The 25703-nt window shown below is 74.4% G+C and carries 24 protein-coding genes; 18 read left to right on the top strand and 6 right to left on the bottom strand.

Annotation, left to right across the window (positions count from 1 at the left end; translation table 11 throughout):
- Positions 1 to 40: 40 nt before the first annotated feature.
- Positions 41 to 1213: an NAD(P)/FAD-dependent oxidoreductase gene (locus MODMU_RS13900; protein ID WP_014740915.1), complete on the bottom strand. Its 1173-nt coding sequence runs from the start codon at positions 1211 to 1213 to the stop codon at positions 41 to 43.
- On the bottom strand, positions 1210 to 1530 hold the full coding sequence (locus MODMU_RS13895) for a bifunctional 3-phenylpropionate/cinnamic acid dioxygenase ferredoxin subunit (RefSeq protein ID WP_014740914.1): 321 nt from the start codon (positions 1528 to 1530) through the stop codon (positions 1210 to 1212). Before MODMU_RS13895 ends, MODMU_RS13900 begins: the two co-directional genes overlap by 4 nt.
- 128 nt (positions 1531 to 1658) lie before the next feature.
- Between MODMU_RS13895 and MODMU_RS13890 the strand changes: the two genes are divergently transcribed.
- The 11 genes from MODMU_RS13890 (at position 1659) to MODMU_RS13845 (ending at position 15237) form a co-directional block, all read left to right on the top strand.
- Positions 1659 to 2450 carry an IclR family transcriptional regulator gene (locus MODMU_RS13890; RefSeq protein ID WP_014740913.1) on the top strand — a complete coding sequence of 264 codons (792 nt, stop codon included), beginning with the start codon at positions 1659 to 1661 and terminating at the stop codon, positions 2448 to 2450.
- 242 nt (positions 2451 to 2692) lie between these two features.
- Positions 2693 to 3814 (top strand): aromatic ring-hydroxylating oxygenase subunit alpha, encoded by a 1122-nt coding sequence (locus tag MODMU_RS13885; protein WP_014740912.1) that lies wholly within the window; start codon positions 2693 to 2695, stop codon positions 3812 to 3814.
- Positions 3815 to 3896: 82 nt separating this feature from the next.
- Positions 3897 to 4025 (top strand): hypothetical protein, encoded by a 129-nt coding sequence (locus MODMU_RS30050; RefSeq protein WP_014740911.1) that lies wholly within the window; start codon positions 3897 to 3899, stop codon positions 4023 to 4025.
- The gene (locus tag MODMU_RS13880) at positions 4022 to 5254 is read left to right on the top strand and encodes a sarcosine oxidase subunit beta family protein (protein WP_014740910.1); all 1233 of its coding nucleotides are present in this window, start codon (positions 4022 to 4024) and stop codon (positions 5252 to 5254) included. Before MODMU_RS30050 ends, MODMU_RS13880 begins: the two co-directional genes overlap by 4 nt.
- A 13-nt stretch (positions 5255 to 5267) precedes the next feature.
- Positions 5268 to 5546: a sarcosine oxidase subunit delta gene (locus MODMU_RS13875; protein ID WP_014740909.1), complete on the top strand. Its 279-nt coding sequence runs from the start codon at positions 5268 to 5270 to the stop codon at positions 5544 to 5546.
- Positions 5543 to 8413, top strand: a complete 2871-nt coding sequence (locus MODMU_RS13870; protein WP_014740908.1) for a 2Fe-2S iron-sulfur cluster-binding protein — start codon at positions 5543 to 5545, stop codon at positions 8411 to 8413. Before MODMU_RS13875 ends, MODMU_RS13870 begins: the two co-directional genes overlap by 4 nt.
- Positions 8406 to 8987: a sarcosine oxidase subunit gamma gene (locus MODMU_RS13865; RefSeq protein WP_014740907.1), complete on the top strand. Its 582-nt coding sequence runs from the start codon at positions 8406 to 8408 to the stop codon at positions 8985 to 8987. Before MODMU_RS13870 ends, MODMU_RS13865 begins: the two co-directional genes overlap by 8 nt.
- 41 nt (positions 8988 to 9028) lie before the next feature.
- The gene (locus tag MODMU_RS13860) at positions 9029 to 11491 is read left to right on the top strand and encodes a GcvT family protein (RefSeq protein WP_014740906.1); all 2463 of its coding nucleotides are present in this window, start codon (positions 9029 to 9031) and stop codon (positions 11489 to 11491) included.
- A 13-nt stretch (positions 11492 to 11504) separates the two neighbouring features.
- Positions 11505 to 12878 carry an L-serine ammonia-lyase gene (locus tag MODMU_RS13855; RefSeq protein WP_014740905.1) on the top strand — a complete coding sequence of 458 codons (1374 nt, stop codon included), beginning with the start codon at positions 11505 to 11507 and terminating at the stop codon, positions 12876 to 12878.
- Between the two features lie 10 nt (positions 12879 to 12888).
- Positions 12889 to 13737 (top strand): formyltetrahydrofolate deformylase, encoded by an 849-nt coding sequence (purU, locus tag MODMU_RS13850; RefSeq protein WP_014740904.1) that lies wholly within the window; start codon positions 12889 to 12891, stop codon positions 13735 to 13737.
- Between the two features lie 93 nt (positions 13738 to 13830).
- Positions 13831 to 15237, top strand: coding sequence for a threonine/serine exporter family protein (locus tag MODMU_RS13845; RefSeq protein ID WP_231851632.1), 1407 nt, complete (start codon positions 13831 to 13833; stop codon positions 15235 to 15237).
- A gap of 144 nt (positions 15238 to 15381) precedes the next feature.
- Here the strand turns inward: MODMU_RS13845 and MODMU_RS27080 are convergent, their stop codons facing one another.
- Positions 15382 to 17259, bottom strand: coding sequence for a SpoIIE family protein phosphatase (locus MODMU_RS27080; protein ID WP_014740902.1), 1878 nt, complete (start codon positions 17257 to 17259; stop codon positions 15382 to 15384).
- Between the two features lie 328 nt (positions 17260 to 17587).
- Here MODMU_RS27080 and MODMU_RS13835 point away from each other — a divergent pair, with 328 nt between their 5' ends.
- The 5 genes from MODMU_RS13835 (at position 17588) to MODMU_RS13815 (ending at position 21797) form a co-directional block, all read left to right on the top strand.
- Complete coding sequence (locus MODMU_RS13835; RefSeq protein WP_041796723.1) at positions 17588 to 18232, top strand: ANTAR domain-containing protein; 645 nt, start codon at positions 17588 to 17590, stop codon at positions 18230 to 18232.
- Between the two features lie 123 nt (positions 18233 to 18355).
- Positions 18356 to 19300: a sensor histidine kinase gene (locus tag MODMU_RS13830; protein ID WP_014740900.1), complete on the top strand. Its 945-nt coding sequence runs from the start codon at positions 18356 to 18358 to the stop codon at positions 19298 to 19300.
- 181 nt (positions 19301 to 19481) lie between these two features.
- On the top strand, positions 19482 to 20261 hold the full coding sequence (locus MODMU_RS13825; protein ID WP_166503492.1) for a LuxR C-terminal-related transcriptional regulator: 780 nt from the start codon (positions 19482 to 19484) through the stop codon (positions 20259 to 20261).
- Positions 20262 to 20386: 125 nt separating this feature from the next.
- Positions 20387 to 21307: a diguanylate cyclase domain-containing protein gene (locus MODMU_RS30045; RefSeq protein ID WP_014740898.1), complete on the top strand. Its 921-nt coding sequence runs from the start codon at positions 20387 to 20389 to the stop codon at positions 21305 to 21307.
- A 70-nt stretch (positions 21308 to 21377) separates the two neighbouring features.
- Complete coding sequence (locus MODMU_RS13815; RefSeq protein ID WP_014740897.1) at positions 21378 to 21797, top strand: cupin domain-containing protein; 420 nt, start codon at positions 21378 to 21380, stop codon at positions 21795 to 21797.
- Between the two features lie 16 nt (positions 21798 to 21813).
- Here MODMU_RS13815 and MODMU_RS13810 read toward each other — a convergent pair whose 3' ends face one another.
- Complete coding sequence (locus tag MODMU_RS13810) at positions 21814 to 22251, bottom strand: MarR family winged helix-turn-helix transcriptional regulator (protein ID WP_014740896.1); 438 nt, start codon at positions 22249 to 22251, stop codon at positions 21814 to 21816.
- Positions 22252 to 22313: 62 nt separating this feature from the next.
- Here MODMU_RS13810 and MODMU_RS13805 point away from each other — a divergent pair, with 62 nt between their 5' ends.
- Entirely contained in the window at positions 22314 to 22685 is a 372-nt protein-coding gene (locus tag MODMU_RS13805; RefSeq protein ID WP_014740895.1) for a VOC family protein, read from the top strand.
- Positions 22686 to 22703: 18 nt separating this feature from the next.
- Here the strand turns inward: MODMU_RS13805 and MODMU_RS13800 are convergent, their stop codons facing one another.
- Positions 22704 to 23150 carry an ATP-binding protein gene (locus tag MODMU_RS13800; RefSeq protein WP_014740894.1) on the bottom strand — a complete coding sequence of 149 codons (447 nt, stop codon included), beginning with the start codon at positions 23148 to 23150 and terminating at the stop codon, positions 22704 to 22706.
- Positions 23151 to 23350: 200 nt separating this feature from the next.
- Here MODMU_RS13800 and MODMU_RS13795 point away from each other — a divergent pair, with 200 nt between their 5' ends.
- On the top strand, positions 23351 to 24811 hold the full coding sequence (locus MODMU_RS13795; RefSeq protein ID WP_014740893.1) for an MFS transporter: 1461 nt from the start codon (positions 23351 to 23353) through the stop codon (positions 24809 to 24811).
- On the opposite strand, the gene MODMU_RS13790 is transcribed toward MODMU_RS13795, so the two are convergent.
- Complete coding sequence (locus tag MODMU_RS13790) at positions 24799 to 25638, bottom strand: CmcJ/NvfI family oxidoreductase (protein WP_014740892.1); 840 nt, start codon at positions 25636 to 25638, stop codon at positions 24799 to 24801. The genes MODMU_RS13795 and MODMU_RS13790 overlap by 13 nt on opposite strands.
- Positions 25639 to 25703: the final 65 nt, after the last annotated feature.

Raw genomic sequence — 25703 nt, 5'->3', positions numbered from 1 at the left:
ACTCCGGGGTCGTGCGGGGTGGGCCGTGCCGGCCCGGTGGTCAGGCCGTTGCCGGGACGGCGGACCGGAGCTGCCGGCGCCACCGCGTGAACAGGCGGGGCTGGTTCATCCCCAGCACGGCCACCGGGACACCGTCGCGCTCGTAGGTCACCAGGAAGCTGCGCTCGGCGCAACTCCCCTCGACGACCCGGACGACGTCGTCCTCGCGGCGGGAGCCCGCGAACTGGATGCGAGCGCCGTACTGGTCCGACCAGAAGTAGGGGACCGAGGCGCGCCCGGCGCCCTCGGCGCCCAGGAGGGTGGCGACGGCGGTGGCCGGCTGCTCCAGGGCGTGCGTCCAGTGCTCGACGCGGACGTGCCGCTCCGCCGAGACCGACCACGGCGCGGCGCAGTCCCCGACCGCGACCACCCCGGGGACGGTGGTGCCGCCGCGAGCGTCGGTCAGGACGCCGTTGCCCAGGGCCACGCCGGAGTCGGCCAGCCACTCGGTGTTCGGGACGGCGCCGATGCCCACGACCACCACGTCGGCGGGCAGGCGGGTACCGTCGACGAGCTCCACGGCCTCGACCCGGCCGGTGCCGACCAGCCCGGCGACGCCGGTGCCGACCAGCAGGCGGGTGCCGTGGTCGGCGTGCAACCCGGCGCACACGGCGCCCATGTCGGCTCCCAGCGGGCCGGCGAGCGGAACGGGCATGGCCTCGAGGACGGTTACGTCGAGCCCGAGCGCGCGGGCCGTGGAGGCGACCTCCGCCCCGATGAAGCCGGCCCCGATCACCACCAGAGAGCCGGCGGTGGCCAGGTCCTCCCGGAGGGCGATCGCGTCGTCCAGCGAGCGCAGCACGTGCACGCCGTCGAGGCCGTCGCTGCCGGGCAGCCGCCGGGCGCGGGCACCCGTCGCGAGGACGACGCCATCGGCCCGGACCTCGCTGCCGTCGTCCAGCAGCACCGAACGGCTGGGGCGGTCCAGCCCCACCGCGGTGGTCCCCAGGCGCCACTCGAGGCCGAGCTCCGCGTCGTCCGGCGTGCCGAGGGCGATGTCGTCCAGCGAGGCAGCACCGGCCAGGAAGTCCTTGGACAGCGGCGGGCGGTCGTAAGGGGCGTGCACCTCGTCGCCGATGACGACGATCCGCCCGTCGTAGGACTGGTCCCGGAGCGCGCGCGCCGCGGAGAGCCCGGCCAGGGAGGCTCCGACCACGGCGATGGTGGGGCTCACGCGGCGCCGTCCGCCGCGACTCCCGGCTGCACGTAGACCATGCCATCGGTCACGAGGACCCGGTGGGTGTTGACGGGTGTCTTGGCCGGCGGGCCGGACACCTTCCCGGTGCGCAGGTCGAAGCAGGAGGCGTGCAGGGGGCACTCCACGGCGCACCCGTCCAGCCAGCCGTCGGCCAGCGAGGCGTCCTGGTGGGTGCACGTGTCGTCGATCGCGTAGTAGTCGCCGTCGACGTTGAAGACCGCGATGGGCTCGTCCGCCTCGACTCGGATCGCCTCGCCGGGCGGCAACGCGGTGGTGGCGCAGACCAGGATCATGGACGCTCCAGGCTCATTACCGTTGCGTTACACGCAACACTCTGCCGATGACGCAACAGCATCGCTCCAAAGTGTGGTGGCGTCAAGCGTCCGGCCGGCACGCCTCCGGAGGGACCTACTCTGCAGGCATGGGTGGGCCACAGGGTGAGAACGGGGAGCGGGGCGCTGTCGCTGCGGTCCAGTCGGTCGACCGGGCGCTGAGCGTCCTCGAGATCCTGGCGGCCCACGGGGAGGCCGGCGTCACCGACATCGCTGCCGAGCTGGGCGTGCACAAGTCCACGGCCTTCCGGTTGGTGGCGGTGCTGGAGAGCCGGGGCTTCGTGGAGCAGCTCGTCGATCGGGGGAAGTACCGGCTGGGGTTCGGGGTCGTGCGCCTCGCCGGTGCGGCCGCCGCGCAGCTGGACATCGCCCAGGAGGGGCGGCGGATCTGCCAGGTGCTGGCCGCCGACCTCGAGGAGACGGTCAACATCGCCATCCTGGACGGCGACCGCGCGGTCAACGTGAGCCAGGTCCGCGGCCCGGCGGCGCTGAGCACGCACAACTGGGTGGGGCAGGCCACGCCGCTGCACGCGACCTCGAGCGGCAAGGTGCTCCTGGCCCACGCCGCCGACGCCGTCCGCAAGGACCTGCTGTCCCGGGAGCTGCGGAGCTACACCCCGGCCACGATCACCGACCCCGAGGTGCTCGGCGCCGACCTCGACCGGATCGTCGGGCGGGGATGGGGGTGCACCGTCGAGGAGTTCGAGGTCGGGCTCAGTGCCGTCGCCGCCCCCGTCCGGGGCGCGGACGGCGACGTCATCGCGGCACTCAGCGTCTCGGGGCCGTCCTTCCGGATGGACGAGCAGGACTTCCCGAGGCTCGCGCGTCGGGTGGCGGCGGGTGCCGACGAGCTGAGCAGGAGGCTCGGCTTCTTCGGCTAGTCCGCCCGCCGGCCCGGCGCGGGCGGTGGGGCAGGACCAGCCCGATCGCGCCGCGATGCCGACCGGCACGTGAACTATTTGTTTCGCAGGGCGCAAACTGTTGCGTAGTCCGCGACCACTTCTCTAGGGTGCAACGCACGGGTCGCCGCCGGCTGTCGCCGGACGATCACCGTGGTTCGTCGCAGACGTGCGTTGCCCACCTTCCGGCGCCCCCGGTCGCCGACGGAACCCCGAGGTGTCGTATGACCACCACCGAACAGCCCGCGAGCCTCATCTCCACGCTGCCGGGCCAGTACTACACGGACCCGGCCATCTTCGCGTTGGAGCAGTCGCACGTCTTCGAGGACATGTGGTTCTGCGCCGTGCGGTCGAGCGACCTGCCGACGCCCGGCTCCTTCAAGAAGGTCCAGGTGGGGCGGGAGAGCGTCCTGGTGGTCCGCAGCCGGGACGGGCAGCTGCGCGCGTTCCTCAACGTCTGCCGGCACCGCGGGGCCCAGATCTGCACGGAGGACTCCGGAGCGGTCAAGCGGGCCTTCCAGTGCCCGTACCACGCCTGGACCTACGACCTCGAGGGCAAGCTGATCGCGGCCCCCAACCTGACCAAGATGCCCGACATCGACCGGGTCGAGTACGGCTTGGTCCCCGTGGCGCTGCGCGAGTGGCTCGGCTACGCGTGGGTGTGCCTGGCGAAGGAGCCGCCGTCCTTCGAGGGCGACGTGGTGGCGTCCGTCGTCGAGCGCCTGGGTGACGTCGACTCGATCGAGCGCTACGACCTCGACTCGCTGTCCGTGGGGCGCCGGATCACCTACGACGTCCGGGCGAACTGGAAGCTGATCATCGAGAACTTCATGGAGTGCTACCACTGCGCGACGATCCACCCGGAGCTCACCGAGGTGCTGCCCGAGTTCGCCGACGGCTACGCGGCGCAGTACTTCGTCGGACACGGCGCCGAGTTCGGGGACGACGTCCAGGGCTTCACCGTCGACGGCAGCAAGGGCTTCCAGCGACTGCCGGGGGTCGACGAGGACCAGGACCGTCGCTACTACGCGATCACGATCAGGCCGACCGTCTTCGTCAACCTGGTGCCGGACCACGTCATCGTCCACCGCATGTTCCCCGTCTCGGCCGATCGGACGATCGTCGAGTGCGACTGGCTGTACTCGCACGACGTGGTGGAGTCGGGCAGGGACGTGTCCCGGTCGGTCGAGCTGTTCCACCGGGTCAACGAGCAGGACTTCGCCGCCTGCGAGCGGACCCAGCCGGCCATGTCGTCCCGGGCCTACGCCAACGGCGGCGTGCTCGTGCCGTCCGAGCACCACATCAGCGCCTTCCACGAGTGGCTGACGCAGCGCCTGTCGCGCTGAACGACCGCTCGACCCGGGCCGACGTCGGCCCATGACCGACATACCAGTCCTCCACGCAGGCTCAGGACAAGGAGTGCCCGGCATGGTCGTCCCACTCGACGAGGCTCGACCGGCTCCGGCCGTCGCGCACAGCGACCTCCGCCGGCAGCACACCACGCTGGAGATGATCGCCATGGAGAACACCGATCCGGCGACGGGGGACCCGCGATGACACCGCGCACCCCGGGCGCCGACCTGCCCGAGCACCCCGACTTCCTGTGGCGCAACCCGGAGCCGAAGAAGTCCTACGACGTCGTGATCGTCGGCGGTGGCGGCCACGGCCTCGCCACCGCGCACTACCTCGCGAAGAACCACGGCATCACCGACGTCGCGGTGCTGGAGAAGGGCTGGCTGGGCGGCGGCAACATGGCCCGGAACACCACGCTGATCCGGTCCAACTACCTGTGGGACGAGAGCGCGGCCATCTACGAGCACGCGCTGAAGCTGTGGGAGGGACTCGAGGACGACCTCGACTACCCGATCCTGTTCAGCCAGCGCGGCGTGCTCAACCTCGCGCACACGCTGCAGGACGTGCGCGACAGCGTCCGGCGGGTCGAGGCCAACAAGCTCAACGGCGTGGACGCCGAGTGGGTCAGCCCCGACGAGGTCGCCAAGATCTGCCCCATCGTCAACACCTCGGCCGACATCCGGTACCCGGTGCTGGGCGCCACCTACCAGCCGCGCGCCGGCATCGCCAAGCACGACTACGTCGCCTGGGGGCTGGCCCGCCGGGCCGACGAGGCCGGGATCGACCTCATCCAGGGCTGCGAGGTCACCGGCTTCACCACCGACGGCGACCGGGTCACCGGCGTGCAGACGAACCTCGGCACGATCGCCGCCGGGAAGGTCGCGCTCTGCGCCGCCGGGCACACCACGGTGCTCACCGACATGCTGGGCTTCCGGGTGCCGGTGCAGAGCCACCCGCTGCAGGCGCTGGTCTCCGAGCTGCTGGAGCCGGTGCACCCGACGATCGTCATGTCGAACGCCGTGCACGTGTACGTCTCGCAGGCGCACAAGGGCGAGCTGGTGATGGGAGCCGGCGTCGACTCCTACAACGGCTACGGCCAGCGCGGCGCGTTCCACGTCATCGAGCGGCAGATGGCCGCTGCCGTCGAGCTGTTCCCGGTCTTCGCCCGGGCGCACCTGCTGCGCACCTGGGGCGGCATCGTCGACGTCAGCCCGGACGCCTCGCCGATCGTCGGCCACACCCCGTACGAGAACGTCTACCTGAACTGCGGCTGGGGGACCGGTGGCTTCAAGGCCACCCCGGGCATCGGCTGGTGCCTGGCCGACACGATCGCCCACGACACGCCGCACCCCTACGTGGCGCCGTTCAGCCTCGACCGCTTCGTCACCGGGGCGCTCGTCGACGAGCACGGCGCCGCTGCCGTGGCCCACTGACCGGGAGACCAGCGTGCAACTCATCGAATGCCCGTGGTGCGGCCCCCGCGAGGAGGTCGAGTTCCACTACGGCGGCCAGGCCCACGTGCCGTACCCCGACGACCCCGCCGCGCTCGACGACGAGCAGTGGGCGCACTACGTGTTCTTCCGCGCCAACACCAAGGGCCGGTTCGCCGAGCGCTGGTCGCACAGCGCGGGCTGCCGCCGGTGGTTCAACGCGGTGCGCGACACCGCCACCTACCGCTTCGAGGCGGTCCACCGCCCCGACGAGCCTAAGCCGGTGACCTCGTGACCCAGCCGCTCCGCACCGCCGGAGGCGGTCGCGTCGACCGCGCCCGCACGCTGGCCTTCACCTTCGACGGGCAGCCGCACACCGGCCACCCCGGTGACACGCTCGCCTCGGCGCTGCTGGCCGCCGGCCGGCACCAGGTCGCCACCAGCGTCAAGCTGGGGCGCCCCCGCGGCATCGCGGCCGCCTGGGCCGAGGACCCCAGCAGCCTCGTGCAGATCGAGGAGCCGTTCCCGGAGCCGATGCTGCTGGCCACCACCGTCGAGCTGTACGACGGCCTGGTCGCCCACGGCCTGCCCGGGCAGGGCCGGCTCGCCGAGGTCTCCGACTCCGCCCGCTACGACGCCGTGCACCACCACGTCGACGTGCTGGTCATCGGCGCGGGCCCGGCCGGCCTGGTGGCGGCGCTGACCGCCGCTCGCGGCGGCGCCCGGGTGGCGCTGGTCGACGAGCAGGCCGAGGCCGGCGGCGCGCTGCTGGGCGGCACCGACCGGCTCGACGGTGCCCCCGCGCCGGACTGGGTCGCCGGCGCGGTCGCCGAGCTGGCCGCGCACCCGGACGTGCTGCACCTGCAGCGCACCACGGCGTTCGGCCTGTACGACGACGGGTTCGTCCTCGCCCTGGAGCGGCGCACCGACCACCTCGGCGCCGCCGCTCCGCGGCACGTGTCGCGGCAGCGGGTCTGGCGGATCCGTGCCGGCTCGGTCGTCGTGGCCGCCGGCGCGCACGAGCGCCCCGTCGTCTTCGCCGACAACGACCGGCCGGGGATCATGCTGGCCGGCGCGGCCCGCACCTTCCTGCACCGCTACGGCGTGCGGGCCGGGCACGAGGCCGTGGTCTTCACCACCAACGACAGCGCCTACGAGGCCGCGGTGGACCTGGCCGACGCCGGGGTGCGCATCGCCGCGGTGGTCGACGCACGGCCCGAGGTGCCGGCCGGCTGGGCCGCGGCCTGCGCGCAGCGGGGGATCGCGGTGCGCCCGGGCAGCGTCGTCACCGGCACCGAGGGGACCGAGCGGGTCAGCGCGGCGCTGGTGGCACCGCTCGCCGACGGCCGGACCGGGACCGCGGAGCGGATCGGCTGCGACCTGCTGCTGGTCAGCGGCGGCTGGAACCCCGCCGTCCACCTGTTCAGCCAGGCCCGCGGGACGCTGGCCTTCGACGAGGCGCTGGGTGCGTTCCTGCCGGCCGAGGAGCTCGACGGCGTCGCCGTCGCCGGCGCCGCCCGCGGGGTCCTCGACCTGGCCGGTTGCCTGGCCGACGGACGGCGGGCGGGCGAGGCGGCGCTGTCGGCGGTGTCCCTGGCCGCGCCGACCGACCCGGCCCTGCCCGTGACCCCGGCAGGGGCCGCGCCGGCCCGGTCGCTGACCCTGTGGCGGGTGCCGGACGGCTCCGCGGCCGCCGGGACGACGTCCTTCGTGGACCTGCAGCGCGACGCGACCGTCGCCGACCTGGCCCGGGCCGCGGGCGCCGGCCTGCGCTCCATGGAGCACATCAAGCGGTTCACGACGATCGGCACCGCGCACGACCAGGGCAAGACCTCCGGCGTCCTGGCCTCGGGGATCACCGCCGAGCTGCTCGGCCTGCCGCTGCAGACGACCGGGACGACGACCTTCCGCCCGCCGTACACGCCGGTGGCCTTCGCCGCACTGGCCGGCCGGGACCGCGGCCGGCTCTTCGACCCCGAGCGGACCACCGCCGTGCACGACTGGCACGTGGCCGAGGGCGCGGTGTTCGAGGACGTCGGCCAGTGGAAGCGACCGCGGTACTACCCGCGCCCGGGCGAGGACATGGAGGCCGCCGTCCTGCGCGAGTGCGCCGCCACCCGCGGGGGAGTGGGCATCCTCGACGGCTCCACCCTCGGCAAGATCGACGTCTCCGGGCCGGACGCCGCCGTGCTGCTCGACCGGCTCTACACCAACCTGCTGAGCACCCTGAAGGTCGGCTCGGTGCGCTACGGCGTGATGTGCGGCGTCGACGGCATGGTCATCGACGACGGCACGGTGCTGCGGCTGGCCGATGACCGCTTCCTGGTGCTCACCACCACGGGTGGGGCGGCCAAGGTCCTGGACTGGATGGAGGAGTGGCTGCAGACCGAGTGGCCGCAGCTGCGGGTGCACTGCACGTCGGTCACCGAGCAGTGGTCGACGTTCCCCGTGGTCGGCCCCCGCTCCCGCGACGTGGTCGGGGCGCTGTTCCCCGACGTCGACGTCACCAACGAGGCGTTCCCGTTCATGACCTGGCGGGACACCACGCTGGGGGGCGTCCCGGTGCGGCTGGCCCGGATCAGCTTCTCCGGCGAGCTGGCCTACGAGGTGTACGTCGACTCCTGGCACGCCCGCGCGGTCTGGGAACGGCTGGTCGAGGCCGGGCGGCCGTACGGCATCACCCCCTACGGCACCGAGACGATGCACGTGCTGCGGGCGGAGAAGGGCTACCCGATCATCGGGCAGGACACCGACGGCACCGTCACCCCGCAGGACCTCGGCATGGCGTGGGCGGTGTCGAGGAAGAAGCCGGACTTCGTCGGCAAGCGGTCCTTCGCCCGGGCGGCCAACGCCGACCCGCTGCGCAAGCAGCTGGTCGGGCTGCTGCCGGTCGACCGGGACACCGTGCTGCCGGAGGGCTCGCAGATCGTCGAGTCCCCCGCGGACGGCCAGCTCCCGCCACCGCCGGTGCCCATGCTCGGGCACGTCACCTCCAGCTACCGCAGCGCCGAGCTGGGCCGGCCGTTCGCCCTGGCGCTGGTCAAGGGCGGCCGGGAGCGGATCGGGGACACCGTCTCCGTCCCGGTCAACGGGACCCTCGTGACGGTCGAGGTCACCGGCTCGGTGCTGGTCGACCCGGAAGGAGCCCGCCGCGATGGCTGAGCAGCTCACCCGCACCCACCCGCTGGAGACCTGGAGCACGGCCTTCGAGGGGCTGCCCGACGGGTTGCGGATCACGCCCGAGCCGTTCGTGGCCATGGTCGACGTCCGGGTCGGGGCCGGTGGCCCCGCGGCCGTCCGCGGGACCCGGCTGCCCACGGTGCCCAACACCTGGACCCCGACCGCGGACGGCCGGCTGGTCTGGCTCGGTCCCGACGAGTGGCTGCTGACGAGCACCGGCACCGCGCCCGAGGCGCTGGAGGCCGAGGTGCGCCAGGAGCTGCGCCCGGCCGGCGGCACCGCGGTCGACGTGTCCGCCCAGCGGATCGTCGTGCGGATCAGCGGCCCCCGCGCCCGCGACGTGCTGGTCACGGGCTGCTCGGTCGACCTGCACCCGCGGTCGTTCCCGCCCGGCAGCAGCGCGCAGACGACGCTCGGCCAGGCCGGGGTCGTGCTGCTGGCGCTGGCGCCCGACGACTTCGCGGTCCTCGTCCGGTCGTCGTTCGCCGGCTACCTGGCCACCTGGCTGCTCGACGCGAGCCTCGAGCACACCGTCCCGACCGACGCCCGACCCTGACCCACCGCCCTCCGTCCGGCCCTGCAGCGAGGAGACCAGTCATGTCCACCACCCCCCGTGTGGTGATCATCGGAGCAGGCATCGTCGGGGCGAACCTCGCCGACGAGCTGACGATCCGGGGTTGGGACCGGGTGACCGTCGTCGACCAGGGGCCGCTGCCGCTGACCGGTGGGTCCACGTCGCACGCCCCCGGGCTGGTGTTCCAGACCAACGGCTCCAAGACCATGACCGAGTTCGCCACCTACACCGTGGACAAGCTGCTCGGCCTGGACGTCGACGGCGCCTGGTGCTTCAACCAGGTCGGTGGGCTGGAGGTGGCGACCACCCCCGAGCGGCTGGCCGAGCTGCACCGCCGGCAGGGCTGGGCCACCTCGTGGGGCGTCCAGGGTGAGGTGCTCAGCCCGGAGGAGTGCGTCCGGCTGCACCCGCTGGTCGACCGCGACCAGGTCCTGGGTGGCCTGCACGTGCCCAGCGACGGCCTGGCCAAGGCGTCCCGCGCGGTGGTCGCCCTCGCCCGCCGGGCCGAGGCCCGCGGCGCGGTGTTCCAGGGCTCGACCCGGGTGGTCGGCATCGAGCAGGCCAGCGGGCGGGTGACCGGGGTCCGCACGGACGGCGGCGTCATCCCGGCCGACGTGGTCGTCTCCTGCGCCGGGTTCTGGGGCCCCGCGGTGGGCGCGATGGTGGGCATGCGGGTCCCGCTGCTGCCGCTCGCCCACCAGCTGGTCTGGACCGGCCAGGTCGCCGAGCTCGTCGGCCGCAACGACGAGCTCACCGAGGCCGGCATGCCGATCCTGCGCCACCAGGACCGCGACCTGTACTACCGCGAGCGGGGCGACCGGCTCGGCATCGGCTCCTACGCGCACCGGCCGATGCCGGTCGACCTGGCCGAGCTGCCCGAGGGGGAGGTCACCGACACCGCGATGCCCTCGATGCTGCCCTTCACCGAGGAGGACTTCGCCGAGCAGTGGGAGCACAGCCAGGAGCTCCTGCCCTCCCTGCGCAGCGCCAAGATCGACAACGGGTTCAACGGCATCTTCTCGTTCACCCCCGACGGTGGGCCGCTGATCGGGGAGTCCCCGGACGTCGCCGGCTTCTGGATCGCCGAGGCGGTGTGGGTGACCCACTCCGCCGGCGTCGCCCGCTCGGTGGCCCAGCTGCTCGTCGAGGGCCGCAGCGAGCTGGACCTGCACGGCTGCGACGTGGCCCGGTTCGAGGAGGTGCAGCTCACCGACGCCTACGTGCGGGAGACCTCGCAGCAGAACTTCGTCGAGGTCTACGACATCCTGCACCCGCTGGAGCCGAAGGAGTCCCCGCGCGACCTGCGGGTCAGCCCCTTCCACACCCGGCAGCGCGAGCTCGGTGCGGTCTTCCTCGAGGCGGCGGGCTGGGAGCGCCCGCACTGGTACGAGGCCAACGCCGGCCTGGTCGACCAGCTGCCCGCCGAGTGGGTGCCACCGGCCCGCGACGACTGGTCGGCCCGGTTCTGGTCCCCGATCGCCGCGGCCGAGGCGTGGAAGACCCGCACCGCGGTCGCGATGTACGACATGACCCCGCTGAAGCGGCTCGAGGTCAGCGGCCCCGGCGCCCTCGACCTGCTGCAGCGGCTGACCACCGGACAGATGGACAAGTCGGTCGGCTCGGTCACCTACACCCTCGCCCTGGACGAGTCCGGCGGCGTGCGCAGCGACCTCACCGTCGCCCGGCTGGGGCACGACGTGTTCCAGGTCGGCGCCAACAGCAACCTCGACCTCGACCACCTCCGCCGGCAGCTGCCCGCCGACGGCTCCGTGCAGGTCCGCGACACCACCGGCGGCACGTGCTGCGTCGGACTGTGGGGCCCGCTCGCCCGCGACCTGGTGCAGCGGGTGTCCGACGACGACTTCAGCAACGAAGGCCTCAAGTACTTCCGCGCGAAGAAGGCCACCCTCGGCGGCGTCCCGGTCACCGCGATGCGGCTGTCCTACGTCGGTGAGCTCGGGTGGGAGATCTACACCAGCGCGGAGCTCGGCCAGCGGCTGTGGGACGTGCTCTGGGCGGCCGGGCAGGAGCTCGGCGTGATCGCTGCCGGGCGAGCGGCCTTCAACAGCCTGCGGCTGGAGAAGGGCTACCGCTCGTGGGGCTCGGACATGACCACCGAGCACGACCCGTACGAGGCGGGGCTGGGCTTCGCCGTCCGCACGCAGAAGGGCGACTTCGTCGGCAGCGCGGCGATCGCCGACCGCGGGGAGGACACCGTGCGCCGGCGCTTGTCCTGCCTGACGGTCGACGACGGCACCAGCGTCGTGCTGGGCCACGAGCCGGTGTACGTCGACGGCCGGCCGGCCGGCTACGTCACCAGCGCAGCCTTCGGCCACACGATCGGCAGGCCGATCGCCTACGCCTGGCTGCCGGCCACGGCCGGGGTCGGCACGGCGGTGGAGATCGGCTGGTTCGACCGCCGCATCCCGGCGACGGTCACCGCCGAGCCGCTGGTCGACCCGGGGATGACCCGCATCCGCGGGTGAGGGACGTCGTGGCATGACGATCAGCGTCTTCGACCTCTTCACCGTCGGCATCGGGCCCTCCAGCTCGCACACCGTGGGCCCGATGCGGGCGGCGGCCACGTTCGCCGCCCGGCTGCGCTCCGACGGGCTGCTGGCGAGCACCGCCGGGGTGCGCTGCGAGCTGTTCGGCTCACTCGGCGCCACCGGTCACGGGCACGGCAGCGTCAGGGCGGTCATCCTCGGGCTGGAGGGCGAGGTGCCCGACCGGGTCGACCCGGTCGCCGCCGAGCCGCGGGTCGCGGCCGTGCGCAGCGAGGGCGAGCTGCTGCTCGCCGGTGAGCACCGGGTCGCGTTCGACCCGGACGAGGACGTCGTGCTGCACCGGCGCAAGCGGCTGCCCTTCCACAGCAACGGCATGGTCTTCCGCGCCCTGGACGCCGACGGGGCCGAGCTCGTCCGTCGCGAGTACTACTCGGTCGGTGGGGGCTTCGTGCTCGACGAGGACGAGGCCGGCCGCCCGACGCTGGTGGCGGACCCGACCCCCGTCCGGTTCCCCTTCCGCACCGGCGGTGAGCTGCTGGCCCACACCGCGGGGACCGGGTTGTCGATCAGCGACGTCATGCTGGCCAACGAGCTGTCCTGGCGCAGCGAGCCGGAGGTCCGCGCCGGCCTGCTGCACATCTGGGCGGTCATGCAGGAGTGCGTCGAGCGTGGCGCCAGCACCCCCGGTGTGCTGCCCGGCGGGCTGAGGGTGCGCCGGCGCGCCGCGACGCTGCGGGCCCAGCTGGAGGCCGCCCCGGACGACACCGACCCTCTGCGGGCGATGGACTGGGTGACCCTCTACGCGCTGGCGGTGAACGAGGAGAACGCGGCCGGTGGCCGGGTGGTGACCGCCCCGACCAACGGCGCCGCCGGGATCGTGCCCGCCGTCCTGCACTACTACCGCGACTTCGTGCCCACCGCCTCGGACGACGGCGTGGTGCGCTTCCTTCTCACCGCCGGCGCGATCGGCCTGCTGTTCAAGGAGAACGCCTCGATCTCCGGAGCGGAGGTGGGCTGCCAGGGCGAGGTCGGGTCGGCCTGCTCCATGGCGGCCGGAGCGCTGGCCGAGGTGCTCGGGGGCACGCCGGAACAGGTGGAGAACGCCGCGGAGATCGGCATCGAGCACAACCTCGGCCTGACCTGCGACCCGATCGGCGGCCTGGTGCAGATCCCCTGCATCGAGCGCAACGCGGTCGGCTCGGTCAAGGCGATCACCGCCGCCCGGATGGCCGTCCGCGGCGACGGCAGCCACCACGTGTCCCTGGACAAGGCGATCAGGACCATGCGCGAGACCGGTGCGGACATGAAGGACAAGTACAAGGAGACTGCCCGCGGCGGGCTGGCCCTCAACGTCGTCGAGTGCTGAGGAGGCACCTGTGCCCCACACCCACACCCTCACGCTGAGCTGCCCCGAGCGGCCCGGCATCGTGCACGCGGTCAGCCGGTTCCTGTTCGAGCACGCCTGCGACATCGTCGAGCACCAGCAGTTCGACGACGCGGCGCGTGGTCAGCTGTTCCTGCGCACCGCCTTCGTGTGCGCGGAGGAGGGCGACGCCGAGCAGCTCGCCGCGGCCTTCCGGCCGGTGGCCGAGGAGTTCGGCATGACGTTCTCGATGACGGGGGAGCGGCCGGAGCGGATCCTGGTCATGGTCTCCAGGCTCGGACACTGCCTCAACGACCTGGTCTTCCGCTGGCGGGCCGGCAGCCTCGGCGGTGAGCTGGTGGCGGTCGTCTCCAACCACGAGGACCTCCGGCCGATGGCCGAGGCCGCCGGCCTGCCCTTCCACCACGTCCCCGTCACCCCGGGCACGAAGGCCGAGGCCGAGGCACGGCTCCTGGACCTGGTCACCGAGACCGGTGCGGACCTGGTCGTGCTCGCGCGCTACATGCAGGTGCTGTCCGACGAGGCGTGCCGTGCGCTGCGCGGCCGGGCGATCAACATCCACCACTCGTTCCTGCCGGGGTTCAAGGGCGCCAAGCCGTACCACCAGGCCTTCGACCGCGGCGTCAAGCTGGTCGGGGCGACCGCGCACTACGTCACCCCCGACCTGGACGAGGGCCCGATCATCGAGCAGGAGGTGATCCGGATCGACCACACCCACGACCCGCGGGCACTGGCGATCGTCGGCCGGGACGCCGAGGCCCTCGCCCTCTCCCGGGCCGTCCGGTGGCACAGCGAACGGCGTGTCCTGCTCAACGGGCACAGCACGGTCGTCTTCCGCTGACCGTGGTGGCGATCCACCCGGGGCAGGGCGCCTGCGGGGCCAATGCGTGTGCGGTGGCAGGTGCACCCGCCGGCTGTCCGTAACCTCGGAGGGGTGGACCCCACCCCCTCCCGTCGTGAGCGGTGGGGCCGCCTGCCGAACCGGGCACGGCGGGCGCTCTCGGGCTCGGGCCCTCCCACCGCGCCCATCGGCCTGCGGGCCCAGGCGAGCGGGGTGGACGACCTCAGCGCGCACGCGGCACTGGCGCTGGCGCTCCGGATCGGCGAGGCGCTCCTGGCTGTCGGGGCCTCGGCGGCCGACGTGACCGCCACGGTCCTCCGGGTGGCCGCCGCGTACCGGTTGCGCAGCTGCCAGGTCGACATCACGCACACGTCCCTGACCATCAGCTTCGACCGGGACGGCGCCCTGCCGATGACGCTCATGCGCATCGTGCGCCCGCGTGGGCTGGACTACTCGCGGCTCCAGGGGGTCACCGACCTGGCCAGGGCGGTCGTGGCGGAACGGCTGCCCGTCGAGGAGGCGCACCGCCGGCTCGACCGCGTCGTGACCTCCCCGAACCCCTACCACCGGCGCGTCCACGCCCTGGGCTGGGCCGGCGTGGCCGGGTTCGTCGCCGTCCAGCTCGGGGGCGACTGGCTGGCGGCGCTGACCGCGGCGTTGACCACCGCGACCATCGAGCAGGTCATCCGCACCCTCAACCGGCGCGGGCTGCCGATGTTCTTCCAGCAGGCGGCCGGGGCCGCGGTGGCGACGACGGTGGCCGTCCTGCTGCTGGCCTGGGACGTCGACGTCCGGAGCTCCCTGGTCGTCGCGGCGGGGATCGTGGTGCTCCTGGCCGGGCTCTCCCTCGTCGGCGCCGCGGAGGACGCGATCGACGGGTTCCCCGTCACCGCCGGCGCCCGGGCCTTCGAGGTGGTGACCCTGACGGCCGGCATCGTCGTCGGCATCGCGGGCGTGCTGGACCTCGCCCGGCGGGGCGGACTCCCGCTGACGGTGGCTGATCCGGCGACCGCGGGCGTGCCGTTCGCGGTCACCCTGGTCGCGGCCGCGGGGATCGCCGGGTCCTGGGCGCTGGCGTCGTACGCGCGGGTACGGGCGATCGGCCTGGCCACGGTGGCCGGCGCGCTGTCGTGGACGGCCTACTGGGTCGCCGGCGCGGTCGGCGCGGGGCCGGCGGTGGCCAGCGCGACCGCCGCCGTGGTCGTCGGCTTCTGCTCGGCGTCCCTGACCGACCGGTTGCAGATCCCCCCGCTGCTCGTCGTGGTGTGCGGGATCGTCCCGCTCCTCCCTGGCCTGGCGATCTACCGGGGCCTGTTCGCGCTGGTCGTGGAGGCTGACATCCCGGGCGGGTCGGCCGCCCTCGTGGGCGCCCTGGCCATCGGGCTCGCCCTCGCCGCCGGGGTGTCGCTGGGGGAGCACCTGGGCCGTCCACTGGGTGGCAGGCACGACAGGTTCGACCGGCGGGTGCGCCGCCGGGCCATGTCAGGCGACCGGGACTGACCTCGGTCTCCGGCTACCGGTACCGCGCCGCGGTGCGGACAGCCGGTGGTCCGCGCGAGGGGGTCGCCGGACGACCGCTGGCCGCCCCGCAGGACCGCCATGGGCCGGCCGGCGCGGGGGCCACGAGGTGGAGCCGGTGTCCGGTCAGCCGGTGTGGGCGCGGGCAGTGCTGCCGACCGCGCGTTCCCCGACGGGGAGGGCGACGTCGTCCGGTAGCCGGTCGGGGCCGGCCTCAGCGGGGCGTGGTCGGTCCTCGCGGTGGAGCCGGACGGCGACGAGGGCGACGTCGTCGGCGGGGTGTTCGCCCACCAGCTGGTCGAGGACCCGGTCGCACAGCTCCTCCAGGGGGAGGTGGGCCAGGTCGCGGACGAGGTGCTGCAGCGCGGCCACCCCGGTGTCCAGGTCGGTCCCGGGGCGTTCGACGAGGCCGTCGGTGTAGAGCAGCACGGTGGCGCCGCCCTGCAGCTCCAGGACGCTGTCCCCGCGGGTGTGCGCCGGGTCGACCCCGAGCATGAGCCGGCCGGGCGGCTCGGGGACGTCGACGAGCTCACCGTCGGCACCGACGACCACCGGCGCCAGGTGGCCGGCGCTCGCCCAGCGCAGGCGCGTGACGCGCCCCGTCTCCTCGGCGGTCCGTTCCAGCCGGGCCATCCCCACGGTGGCGTAGGTGGCCAGGTCCAGGCGGCTGATCGCGGTGTCCAGGCCGTCGAGCACCTGCGCCGGCCCGGGGTCACCGATCACGGTGATACCGCGGAGCAGGCTGCGCAGCTGCCCCATGGTCGCCGCGGCGGTGGTGTCGTGGCCGACCACGTCGCCGATGACCAGGTCGAGCGCCCCGTCGCCTTGCAGGAACGCGTCGTACCAGTCCCCGCCGACCTGCGCCGCGGCGGCGGCGGGCAGGTAGCGCACGGCGATCTGGCAGTGGTCGGGCTGGAGGGGGTCGGTGAGCATGCTGCGCTGGAGCTCCTCGGCCAGCGCCCGGCTGCGCTGGGCCTCGTGCCGTTCCCGGGTCAGCGCCCGCACCCGGTGCAGTGCCTGGGCGCACTGGACGCCGAAAGCACGCACCAGCTCGACCTCCTCCGGGGAGAAGGTGCGCTCGGTCTCCCACCCGGCGACCAGCGACCCCAGCGACCGGCCGCCGGTGCTGAGCGGGACGGTGATCCACGAGCGCTGCCCGGACTGCGCGAACGCCTCGCGCATCTCCGGCGTCCAGGCCTCCGCCTCGGCCTGGTCCCGGTGGACCACCGTCTCCCCGGTGCTTGCTGCCCAGGCCGCGGGCAGCCGGCTCCCCAGCGCGATGGAGCCGACGTGCTGGTGCGTCCCCGGCGCCAGGGACGGGGTGACAGTCAGCCGGATGACGCCGTCCTCGTCGTCGCGCAGCGCGATCGCACCGCCATCGGCACCCAGCGCGGCCAGACCGGCGCCGGCGAGGGTGTCGGTGACGTCGGCGACCGACTCGGCAGCCGCCAGCTGCAGCACCACCTGCGCCGTCGCGGCCAACCTGCTGGTGACGGCCTCGCGGGAGGCGAGCGCCGACCGCAGCTCCTGGGTGCGGGCGAACAGGTCGGCCTCGAGCCCGTCGAGCCGGGCCCAGCTGCTGCTCGGGCCGGCCTCGGCGATCCGCTCGCGTTCGGCCAGGTACTCCGACACGTCCTCCACCCGCTGCAGCACCAGCTGGGTGCGGCCGGCGTCGTCGAGGACGGGGGAGCTGATCAGCGACCAGGCCCGGGGCACCGACCGGCCGGTCACCTGGTCCAGGACCTCGTACCGGAACAGCGGCATGACGTCGGGCTCGCCGGTGTCCCGGGCCGTCTCGAACGACGTCTGCAGCGGGTTGGTGCCGTCGACGTCCAGCGCGTCCGGAGCGGGTGGGAAGGCGTCGAACACGTAGCGGCCGACCAGCTCGTCCCGGGTGCGGCCGAGCAGCTGCAGGTAGGCCGGGTTGGCCTCGACGATGACCAGGTCGGGGTCCATGACGAGGTAGGCGGTGGGCAGCGAGGAGAACATCGCAGCGAAGTCCACCCCGGGACCGTGCTGACCTGCTCGTGCCGGGTCCAGACCCAACCAGTCCTCCGCTCAGGGGCCACCCCGGCTCTGGTGTCCAGGCGGGTGGGCATCGTCGGGTCGTCGCACCGTGCCACTGGCGCAGATGCTGCCGCACGGGCTGCCGGTGCGCCCGGCGGCCCCGGCGGTCGGGGTGCCGACGCGGGCACGGGCCCGCTCCGGGCCGGCTGTGCCGGGGCCGACTGGACGGCGTGGTCGGTTGCGCGCAACATGGAACCGATCCGTACGGTCGAGTGAGGGGTGGAGCTGCGTGTCCGTGCCGGCCGACGGGTCTGGTGGCAGCCACGTGGCTGGGCCGTTCCTGACGTCGATCAGCGACCTGGCGGCCACGGTCGTCCCCGGGGTCCTCGCGGCATCGGTCACGCTGGTGGCCGAGCCTGGTCCTGTGACGCCCGGCTTCGCCGGTCAGCTGGCCTGGGAGCTCGACCAGCAGCAGTACCGGTTGGGCGGCGGGCCGTGCCTGGCGGCGGCGGTCGGGGGCGAGGACGTCGACGTGGTCGACGCCCGCACCGATCCCCGGTGGCGGGCCTACGCCGCGGCCGCCGCCGCGCGCGGGTCGCTGAGCTCGCTGTCGGTCTCCCTGACCACCGTCGGGGGTCCGCAGGCGGCGCTGAACCTCTACGCCGGGGAGGTCGGCGCCTTCACCGACCCCGGGGCGCGCCGGGTGGCCGCCCGGGTCGCCGAGACCGCGGCCGCCGGTCTGGGCGCGCTCCGCGGTGCCGAGCGGGCGACCGCACGCGCCGAGGGGCTGGAACGGGCGATGGACTCCCGGGCCGTGATCGAGCAGGCCAAGGGCATCCTCATGGAACGCCGGCGCGTGACCGCTGCCGCCGCGTTCGAGCTGCTGACGACCGTCTCGCAGCACACGAACCGGAAGCTCCGTGACGTCGCCACCCAGCTCGTCGAGACCGGCGAGCTGCCCAGCAGCTGACCAGACCCGGCCCCCGTGAGCCGGGGAGCCGGAACAGCACCGGCAGGTGCCGGGTCGGCACCGGACGGACGGCGCGCATCATCGACGGGGGACGGGTTGGGTCTGCACCACAGTGGAGGCGTCGTGACGGCTGGAGCCGGGGACCTGGGGTTCCGCCATGACGGCCTGGTGTACCGCTCCACCGAGGAGCTGGCGGCCGGGGCCGCGCCGTTCCTGCTCGACGGGCTCGCCTGCGGTGACGGTGTGGTGATCGCGGCCGGTCCCGCGGCCACCGAGGTGCTGCGGGACGCCGTCGGTGACCACCCGCTCGTGCTGGTCCTGGAGCGGCACGCGCTGTACCGGGCGCGGACGCCGACGGCGATCACCACGTTCCGCGGGCTGGCCGAGCAGGCCGGCCCCGGCCGGCGGGTGCGCGTGGTCGGCGAGACGGACTTCGGCACCACCGACGCCGACCGGTACGAGTGGCAGCGCTACGAGGCGGTCGTCAACGCCGCGTTCGCGGACCTGCCGCTGTGGGGGTTGTGCGTGTTCGACGCCGCCCTGCCCGAGCCGGTGCTGGCCACCGTCCGCGCGGCGCACCCGCACCTGGTCGGTGCATCCGGGCGGACCGCCAACCCCGACCACGTCGACCCGGCCGGCTACCTGGCCGGCCTGGTCGTCCCGGACGAGCCGCTGGAGCGCACCACCCCGACGTTCTCCGCCACCGACGTCACCCACTTCGCTGCCGTGCGCCGCACCGTCGCCGGCCACCTCACCGACGTGGCGGCCCCCGCCGACCTCGCCGAGGACTTCCTGCTCGCCGTCGACGAGATGACCTCCAACGCCGTCCGGCACGGCCGCCCGCCGGCGAGCCTGCGGCTGTGGGCGACCCCGGGCACCCTGCTGTGCACCATCGCCGACGCCGGTCCCGGACCGGCCGACCCCTTCGCCGGGTACGGGCCGGCGCACGGCACCGACCTGTCCGCCGGCGGGATGGGCCTGTGGCTCGCCCGGCAGCTCTGCGACCACGTCGCGCTGCGCCGCGACGCGCACGGCAACAGCGTCCGGCTCACCACCCACTGGTCCTGACGCCACGCCGTCGCCCCGGGCGGCGACCGGCGGCACCCGGCCGGCTGAGCACGAGCTGTCAGATCTCTGGACGCGAAACCGCACCACAACCCGGTGGTGCGCTACCGTTTCCTCGGTCGTGAGACGGGCGACCGCCGGCCACCGTTCCGCTGCACGGCTCGGCGACGGCGGCACCGGTCGCGTGACGGGGGTCCTCACGATCGAGCACAGTGCTGGAGAAGCGACGCACGGCCGCCCGCGCCCGCCGACGCCCGAGCCGGGTACGGCCGGGTCCGGTCTCCGGCCGCCCACCACCCGGCCGCCGAGGCCGTTGGTGCGGGTGCTGCTGTGCGAGGACCAGGAGGTGTTCCGCCTCGGTCTGCGGGTGGTCCTCGAGACGCAGCCGGACATGGCCGTCGTCGCCGAGACCAGCCACGTCGCGGAGGCGCTCGACGTGGTCGACGGCCCGGGGGCGCAGGTCATCGTCGTCGCTCAGGGGCTGGTGGGGCCCTCGGGCGTGCCGCTGCTCCGGAGCCTGTGCCAGCGCGGTACCGGGGTGCTGGTGCTCGCGGAGACCCGCGCCCGGGGCGACGCCGGGCTGATCGAGGTCCTGCAGGCGGGGGTGCGCGGCGTCCTGCCGCGCCGCTCGGCGGCGCAGAGCCTGGTCGACGCCGTCCGGTCGCTGGCCCGGCAGGAGACCGCGCTGGACGCGGCCGTCACCAGCCAGCTCGTGCGCCACCTGACCGGTGACGCCGAGCCGGTCGGCGCGGGCGGGCGGGCCGTGGACCAGCTCACCGAGCGGCAGCGGGACGTGGCCCTGCTGGTGGCCGAGGGGTTGAGCAACGAGGAGATCGCCGGCCGGTTGTTCCTGAGCCCGGCGACGGTCAAGAGCCACCTGACCGCCGTGCTCCGCCGGCTGGACATCCGCACCCGCACCCAGCTGGCCATCCTGGTCAACCGCGACCAGGAGCCGGCCGCCTGATCGCCCGGCGGCGGGGGTCTCACCTGTTCGGGTGGTCGGACCCCAAGCTCCGGTGCGCCGCGGCCGATGGTGTGGGTGACAGCAGACCCGACGCGATGGGACCGACGGTGCACGCAGTTCGACGCGTGGGGGAGGAGCCGGCGCCGGCGCGCCCGGCCACCGTCTCGGTGCCCGCGGTGGTGCTGGACGGGCTGGCCCGGGCGACGCTCGAGGCGACCGCCGCCCTGGTCGTCGTCTGCGACGGCCAGGGGACCATGCTGCTGGCCAACCCGGCGCTGCAGCGGTTCACCGGCTCGTCGGAGGACCAGCTGATCGGTCGTCCGTTCTGGGAGGTGGTGACCCTCCCGGAGGAGGTGGCGCTGGCCCGGACCGCGGTCGCGACCGTCCTCTCCGGGGCGCCGGCGATCCCCGGCGAGGTCGACTGGCTGAGCGGGGAGGGCGTCAAGCGGCGGATCGAGCTGCAGACCAGCGTCCTGGTGCACGAGGACGGCCGGCCCTACGCGGTCGCCTTCATCGGCATCGACGTCACCGTGCACCGCGAGCGCGAGGCGGAGGTGCAGCGGCTGGCGATGACCGACGCGCTGACCGGCGCGGCCAACCGGGGCGCGCTGTTCATGGTCCTCGGCGCGCACCTGGACCCCGGGTCGGGCACCGGCTGCGGGCTGGTGTTCTGCGACCTCGACGACTTCAAGGCCGTCAACGACCGGCACGGGCACGCGGCCGGTGACCGGGTGCTCGTCGCCGTCGCCGAGCGGTTGCGGGAGCTGGCCGGACCCGACGACGTGGTGGCGCGGCTGGGGGGCGACGAGTTCGTGCTGCTCTGCGCCGACGGCGACGAGGAGGCCCTCGCCGACCGGGTGCGCCGGTTCGACCACCTCATGGCCCAGCCGGTCGAGGTGGCCGGGACCCCGGTCCACGTCGGCGCCAGCACCGGCACGGCCGTCGGCCGGCCGGGCGACGACCCGGACGACGTCATGCTCCGGGCGGACCTGGGGATGTACGGCATGAAGACCAGGCGCCGGATCCGCCGCGCCTCGCGGGGCTGACCCACCCGCGCCAGGATGTCGTCGCCGGCTGCCCTCCCGGGCAGCCCGCACCGACGACGAGGAGAGCGCCATGCACCGGCAGCCGAAGGACCTCCCCACCATGGTCTTCGACTGGGGCGCCATCAAGTGGCTGGTCACGCCGGGCACGGTGGGCGACGCGACCTCCTCCTTCGGCGAGGTGGCCATCAACCCCGGGAAGGGCCACGAGCGCCACGAGCACCCGGACGCCGACGAGGTCCTCTACGTCGTCGAGGGCACCGGGCGCCAGACGGTCGGTGACGCCCCCGAGTTCGACGTCGTCGCGGGCGACGCGATCTGGGTCCCCCGGGGCACGCTGCACTCCACCTTCAACACCGGCTGGAAGCCGCTGCGCCTGATCGCGACCTACACCCCGGGCGGCGAGGAGAACGCGCTCCGGGGACTGCCCGGGTTCGTGGAGCTGCCGGCCGGCACCGACCCCACGTGGTCACCCGACGTGGGCCGGAGCTGAGTCCGGCTCCGGCTGGTCACGGCCGCCGCAGCGCCTCGGCGCAGCGGACCAGGTCGGCGTGCAGCCGGCGCTGGTCGTCGGCGGAGAGCCCGTCGAGCATCCGCTGCTCGACCCCGGCGACCGCCCGGCTGGCCCGGCGGAGCAGTGCCTGCCCGTCCGGGGTGAGCTCGGTCGGCAGCGCGCGCCCCTGCGGTGCCGCGGCCGGCCGGGTGAGCAGGCCGCGGGCGGCCAGCGCCTGCAGCACGCCCTGCATCGACTGCCGGGTGACGAAGGTGCGCCGGGCGAGCTCGGAGGCGGAGATCCCCGGCTGCTGGCCCAGCACCTCCAGCGAGGAGTACTGCGGCACCGACAGGTCCAGCGGTCGGAGGGCGTCGTCCATCGCCCCGCGCAGCGCGGCAGCCGTCTGCTTCAGCGCGTAGCCGATCGACGCGTCGAGGTCACCCACTTGCCTCATGTCAACATCCTGACATACGTTCGCGATGTCAGGAACCTGACATGACTCGCAGGAGGAACCCCATGACCGTCACCGGACCGGACTTCATCGCCCTGCAGGTGCGGGACGTCGAGGCCGCAGCCAGCTTCTACGAGCAGCGGCTCGGCCTGCGTCGGGCGCCGGCGTCCCCGCCCGGTGCGGTGGTGTTCGCCACCGCGCCGATCGCCTTCGCCGTCCGGGCGCCGCTGCCGGGCACCGACGTCGACGCCGTCCGCCCCCGACCCGGGGCCGGGGTGGCCCTCTGGCTGGCCGCCGACGACGCCCAGGCGCTGCACGACGACCTGGTCACCGCCGGGGTGCCGGTGCTCGCCGCGCCCTCCACGACCCCGTTCGGCACGGCCTTCACCTTCGCCGACCCCGACGGCTACGCGATCACCGTGCACGACCAGCCCTGACGAGGAGCGGCGCCGCGGTCACGGGGTGGACGAGGGCATGACCGCCCAGACCACCTTCTGGTCGCCGGGGGCGAACCACCCGCAGTCGAGGGCGAAGTCGGCGATCATGCCCAGCCCCATGCCGCCCTGGCCGGGGTCGCGGGTGGAGGTCGGGCGCGGCGGGTCCTCGGCGGCGCGGTCGGCGACGGAGAGCAGCACGCCGCCCTCGCTGGTGCAGACCTCGACCTCGACCGGTGCCCGCCCGTGCCGCAGGGCGTTCGACATCAGCTCGTCCAGGGCGAGGACGGACTCCTCGATCCCGTTCTCCCGCGGCTGCGGCGCGTCCTCGACGGCGGCGGTGACCCAGGTCCGGAACTCCCGGCGGACCTGGGGGAGGTCACGCAGGTGCTGCGGTGACCAGGACCGGCAGTCGTGCCCGCGGGGCGGTCGGGCCAGGACCCATGGTCGGGCGGTTGCTTCGGACACGTGGCGTCGCTCTCCGTCGATCAGGTCACGTCAGCCGACGCGCGGGGCAGACCTTCCCTGACCCGCGTCCGGCCACACATCGCCCACGCGCAGCCGGACCTCCGAACGCCGGTCCGCTGCGAGGGGGCGACGGGCAGTTCCGGCCGTCCTGGCAGGGTGTGGTCGGTCGGTCGGCGGCCGAAGAGCGGGGGAGGGGCAGCATGGGCGCGGACGTGGGGACCGAGCGCCCCGGCGAGCTCCGCCGTGGCCTGGCGCTGCTCGTGGCCGGCGCGTCGTTCATGGAGTTCCTCGACGGCACCGTGATCGCCCCGGCGGCGCCGCACATCGCCGACGACCTGCGCGTCCCCGCCGTCGCGGTCAACGTGGCGATCACCGCGTACGTGCTGACCCTCGCCGTGCTCATCCCGATCAGCGGCTGGCTCGCCGACCGGTTCGGCACCCGGCGGGTGTTCATGGTCGCGATCGCGGGCTTCACGATCGCCTCGGTCGGCTGCGCCGCGGCCACCAGCCTGCCGCTGCTCGTCGCCGCCCGGGTGGTGCAGGGGGCGGCCGGGGCGATGATGGTGCCGGTCGGGCGGCTGGTCGTGCTGCGCACCACGGCGAAGTCCGACCTGGTGAAGGCGATCGCCTACCTGACCTGGCCGGCGCTGGCGGCGCCGGTCGTCGCGCCGGCGCTGGGTGGGGTGCTGGCCACCTACGCCTCCTGGCGCTGGATCTTCCTCATCAACGTGCCGCTCGGCGTGGCCGCGCTGGTCCTGGCCCGCCGGCTCGTCCCCGAGGGCCGGGGTGCGGAGGCCGCCGGGCTGGACTGGCGCGGCTTCCTGCTCACCGCCGCGGGCGTCGCGGCGCTGGTGGTCGGCATGGAGGCCCTCGGGGCCACCCGGCCGGACCTCGCCGTCGTCGCCCTCGGCCTGGGCGTCGCCGCGGTGGCGCTGACCGCGGCCGTCCGCCACCTGCGGCGTGCCCGGCGGCCGCTGCTGGACCTGCAGGCCCTGCGGATCGAGACCTTTCGGGTCGCGGCGCTCGGCGGGTCCGGCTTCCGGGCGGTGATGACCGCCGTCCCGTTCCTGCTCGCGCTGTTCTTCCAGCTCGGGCTCGGCTGGACCGCCGCCCGTGCGGGTGCGGTCGTCATCGCGCTGTTCGTGGGCAACGTGGTGGTCAAGCCCGCGACGACCTGGCTCATGCGCGAGCTGGGCATCCGCGGGGTGATGCTCCTGGCGATCGCCGGCTCGGCGGTCTGCCTGCTCGCGATGGTGCTGCTGCAGGCGTCGACCCCGCTGCCGCTGCTCCTCGGCCTGCTCGTCGCCAGCGGGGTCTTCCGCTCGATCGGGCTCACCGCGTACAACACCACCGCGTTCGCCGACATCGCGCCGGACCGGATGAGCGCGGCCAACCCGCTGATGTCGACCGTGCAGGAGCTCGGCGCCGGGCTCGGCGTGGCCGTGGGTGCGCTGCTGGTCCGGGTCGGCGGCACCGTGGTCGCCGAGGACGCGCCCGACGACGCCTTCCGCGTCGCGTTCGTCCTGCTCGCCGTCCTGCTGGTGCTGCCGCTCGTCGAGGCGCTGCTGCTCTCCCGGACGGCAGCGGCCGCCGTCACCGGGCACCGGCCGCGGGCGGGCGGCCGGCGCCGGCCCCGGGCCGGGTCGGCTCAGCAGAAGTAGGCGAAGGTCCGGAACTCGATGCTGTGCCGTGGCACGCCGCCGGCGCCGGCCGGGTCGGGGAACGCGGTGTGCGGGGCGGCCCAGGCCGCGCCCCGGTCGGTGTCGCCCAGCTTGATCAGCAGCACCTCGTCCCGGGTCATCGCGGGGAAGTACCACCACGCGTGCTCCGGGCGGTGGTACGGCTTCCAGCTGCTGCCGACCGGCCGGAGGTGGTCGACCGGCCCCGACGGGTCCGCGGGCAGCTCGTCGACGAACCAGGTGGTGATGGGCGCGCCGTCGTCCGCGGGGACGGTGCGGGCGTCGCACAGCGCCAGCGGCCAGTCCTGCGGCGGCGGGCTGAACACCCGCCAGGTGCTCGTCACCACCGCCCGCCGGTACGCGGGGGCGTCGGGGAGGTGCCGGGCGTGGGCCCGCGCCACCATGCCGGCCACGTGGTCGGGGGCGTAGTCGACGTGCACCCCGGCGGCCGGCGGCTGCGCGCCGTGCTCGGCCGGCGCGACCGAGCGGCGCAGCTCCCAGCCGCGGGAGAGGACCTGGTCGGCGCCCAGCTGCTCCTGCACGAACCGGCAGACCTCGGGGACGTAGCCGGCGTCCAGCTCGGCCGGGTCGGTGAGGTCGATGACGGCGCTGCGGTGGTCGACGAGCGCGAACCCCTGGACGTCGAGGCTGAAGGAGTCCCGCACCGGCCGGCCGTCGCGGATGCGCACCGGGTGCCGCTCGACGACCTCGGTGGCGACCCGCGCGCCGGGGGCGATGAACTGCCGGCCGGCGGTGGTCCCCCGGTCCAGGTACGCCAGCTCGGCCCGCACGACGGGCTCCTCGGTCACCGGGTCCGACCTCCGTCCCTGGCGCCTCGATCGGCCACCACCGCCGCACCGTAACGCGGCGCCGG

The organism is Modestobacter italicus (assembly GCF_000306785.1).
GTDB lineage: Bacteria > Actinomycetota > Actinomycetes > Mycobacteriales > Geodermatophilaceae > Modestobacter > Modestobacter italicus.
This window is presented reverse-complemented; position numbering and strand designations above follow the sequence as displayed.

Coding starts and splice junctions, on each gene's coding strand:
- MODMU_RS13865 (WP_014740907.1), top strand. CDS start 8,406: ATGGCTGAGCAGCTCACCCGCACCCACCCGCTGGAGACCTGGAGCACG.
- MODMU_RS13810 (WP_014740896.1), bottom strand. CDS start 22,251: ATGAGGCAAGTGGGTGACCTCGACGCGTCGATCGGCTACGCGCTGAAG.
- MODMU_RS13880 (WP_014740910.1), top strand. CDS start 4,022: ATGACACCGCGCACCCCGGGCGCCGACCTGCCCGAGCACCCCGACTTC.
- MODMU_RS13895 (WP_014740914.1), bottom strand. CDS start 1,530: ATGATCCTGGTCTGCGCCACCACCGCGTTGCCGCCCGGCGAGGCGATC.
- MODMU_RS13860 (WP_014740906.1), top strand. CDS start 9,029: ATGTCCACCACCCCCCGTGTGGTGATCATCGGAGCAGGCATCGTCGGG.
- MODMU_RS13885 (WP_014740912.1), top strand. CDS start 2,693: ATGACCACCACCGAACAGCCCGCGAGCCTCATCTCCACGCTGCCGGGC.
- MODMU_RS13805 (WP_014740895.1), top strand. CDS start 22,314: ATGACCGTCACCGGACCGGACTTCATCGCCCTGCAGGTGCGGGACGTC.
- MODMU_RS13815 (WP_014740897.1), top strand. CDS start 21,378: ATGCACCGGCAGCCGAAGGACCTCCCCACCATGGTCTTCGACTGGGGC.
- MODMU_RS13855 (WP_014740905.1), top strand. CDS start 11,505: ATGACGATCAGCGTCTTCGACCTCTTCACCGTCGGCATCGGGCCCTCC.
- MODMU_RS13890 (WP_014740913.1), top strand. CDS start 1,659: ATGGGTGGGCCACAGGGTGAGAACGGGGAGCGGGGCGCTGTCGCTGCG.
- MODMU_RS30050 (WP_014740911.1), top strand. CDS start 3,897: ATGGTCGTCCCACTCGACGAGGCTCGACCGGCTCCGGCCGTCGCGCAC.
- MODMU_RS13795 (WP_014740893.1), top strand. CDS start 23,351: ATGGGCGCGGACGTGGGGACCGAGCGCCCCGGCGAGCTCCGCCGTGGC.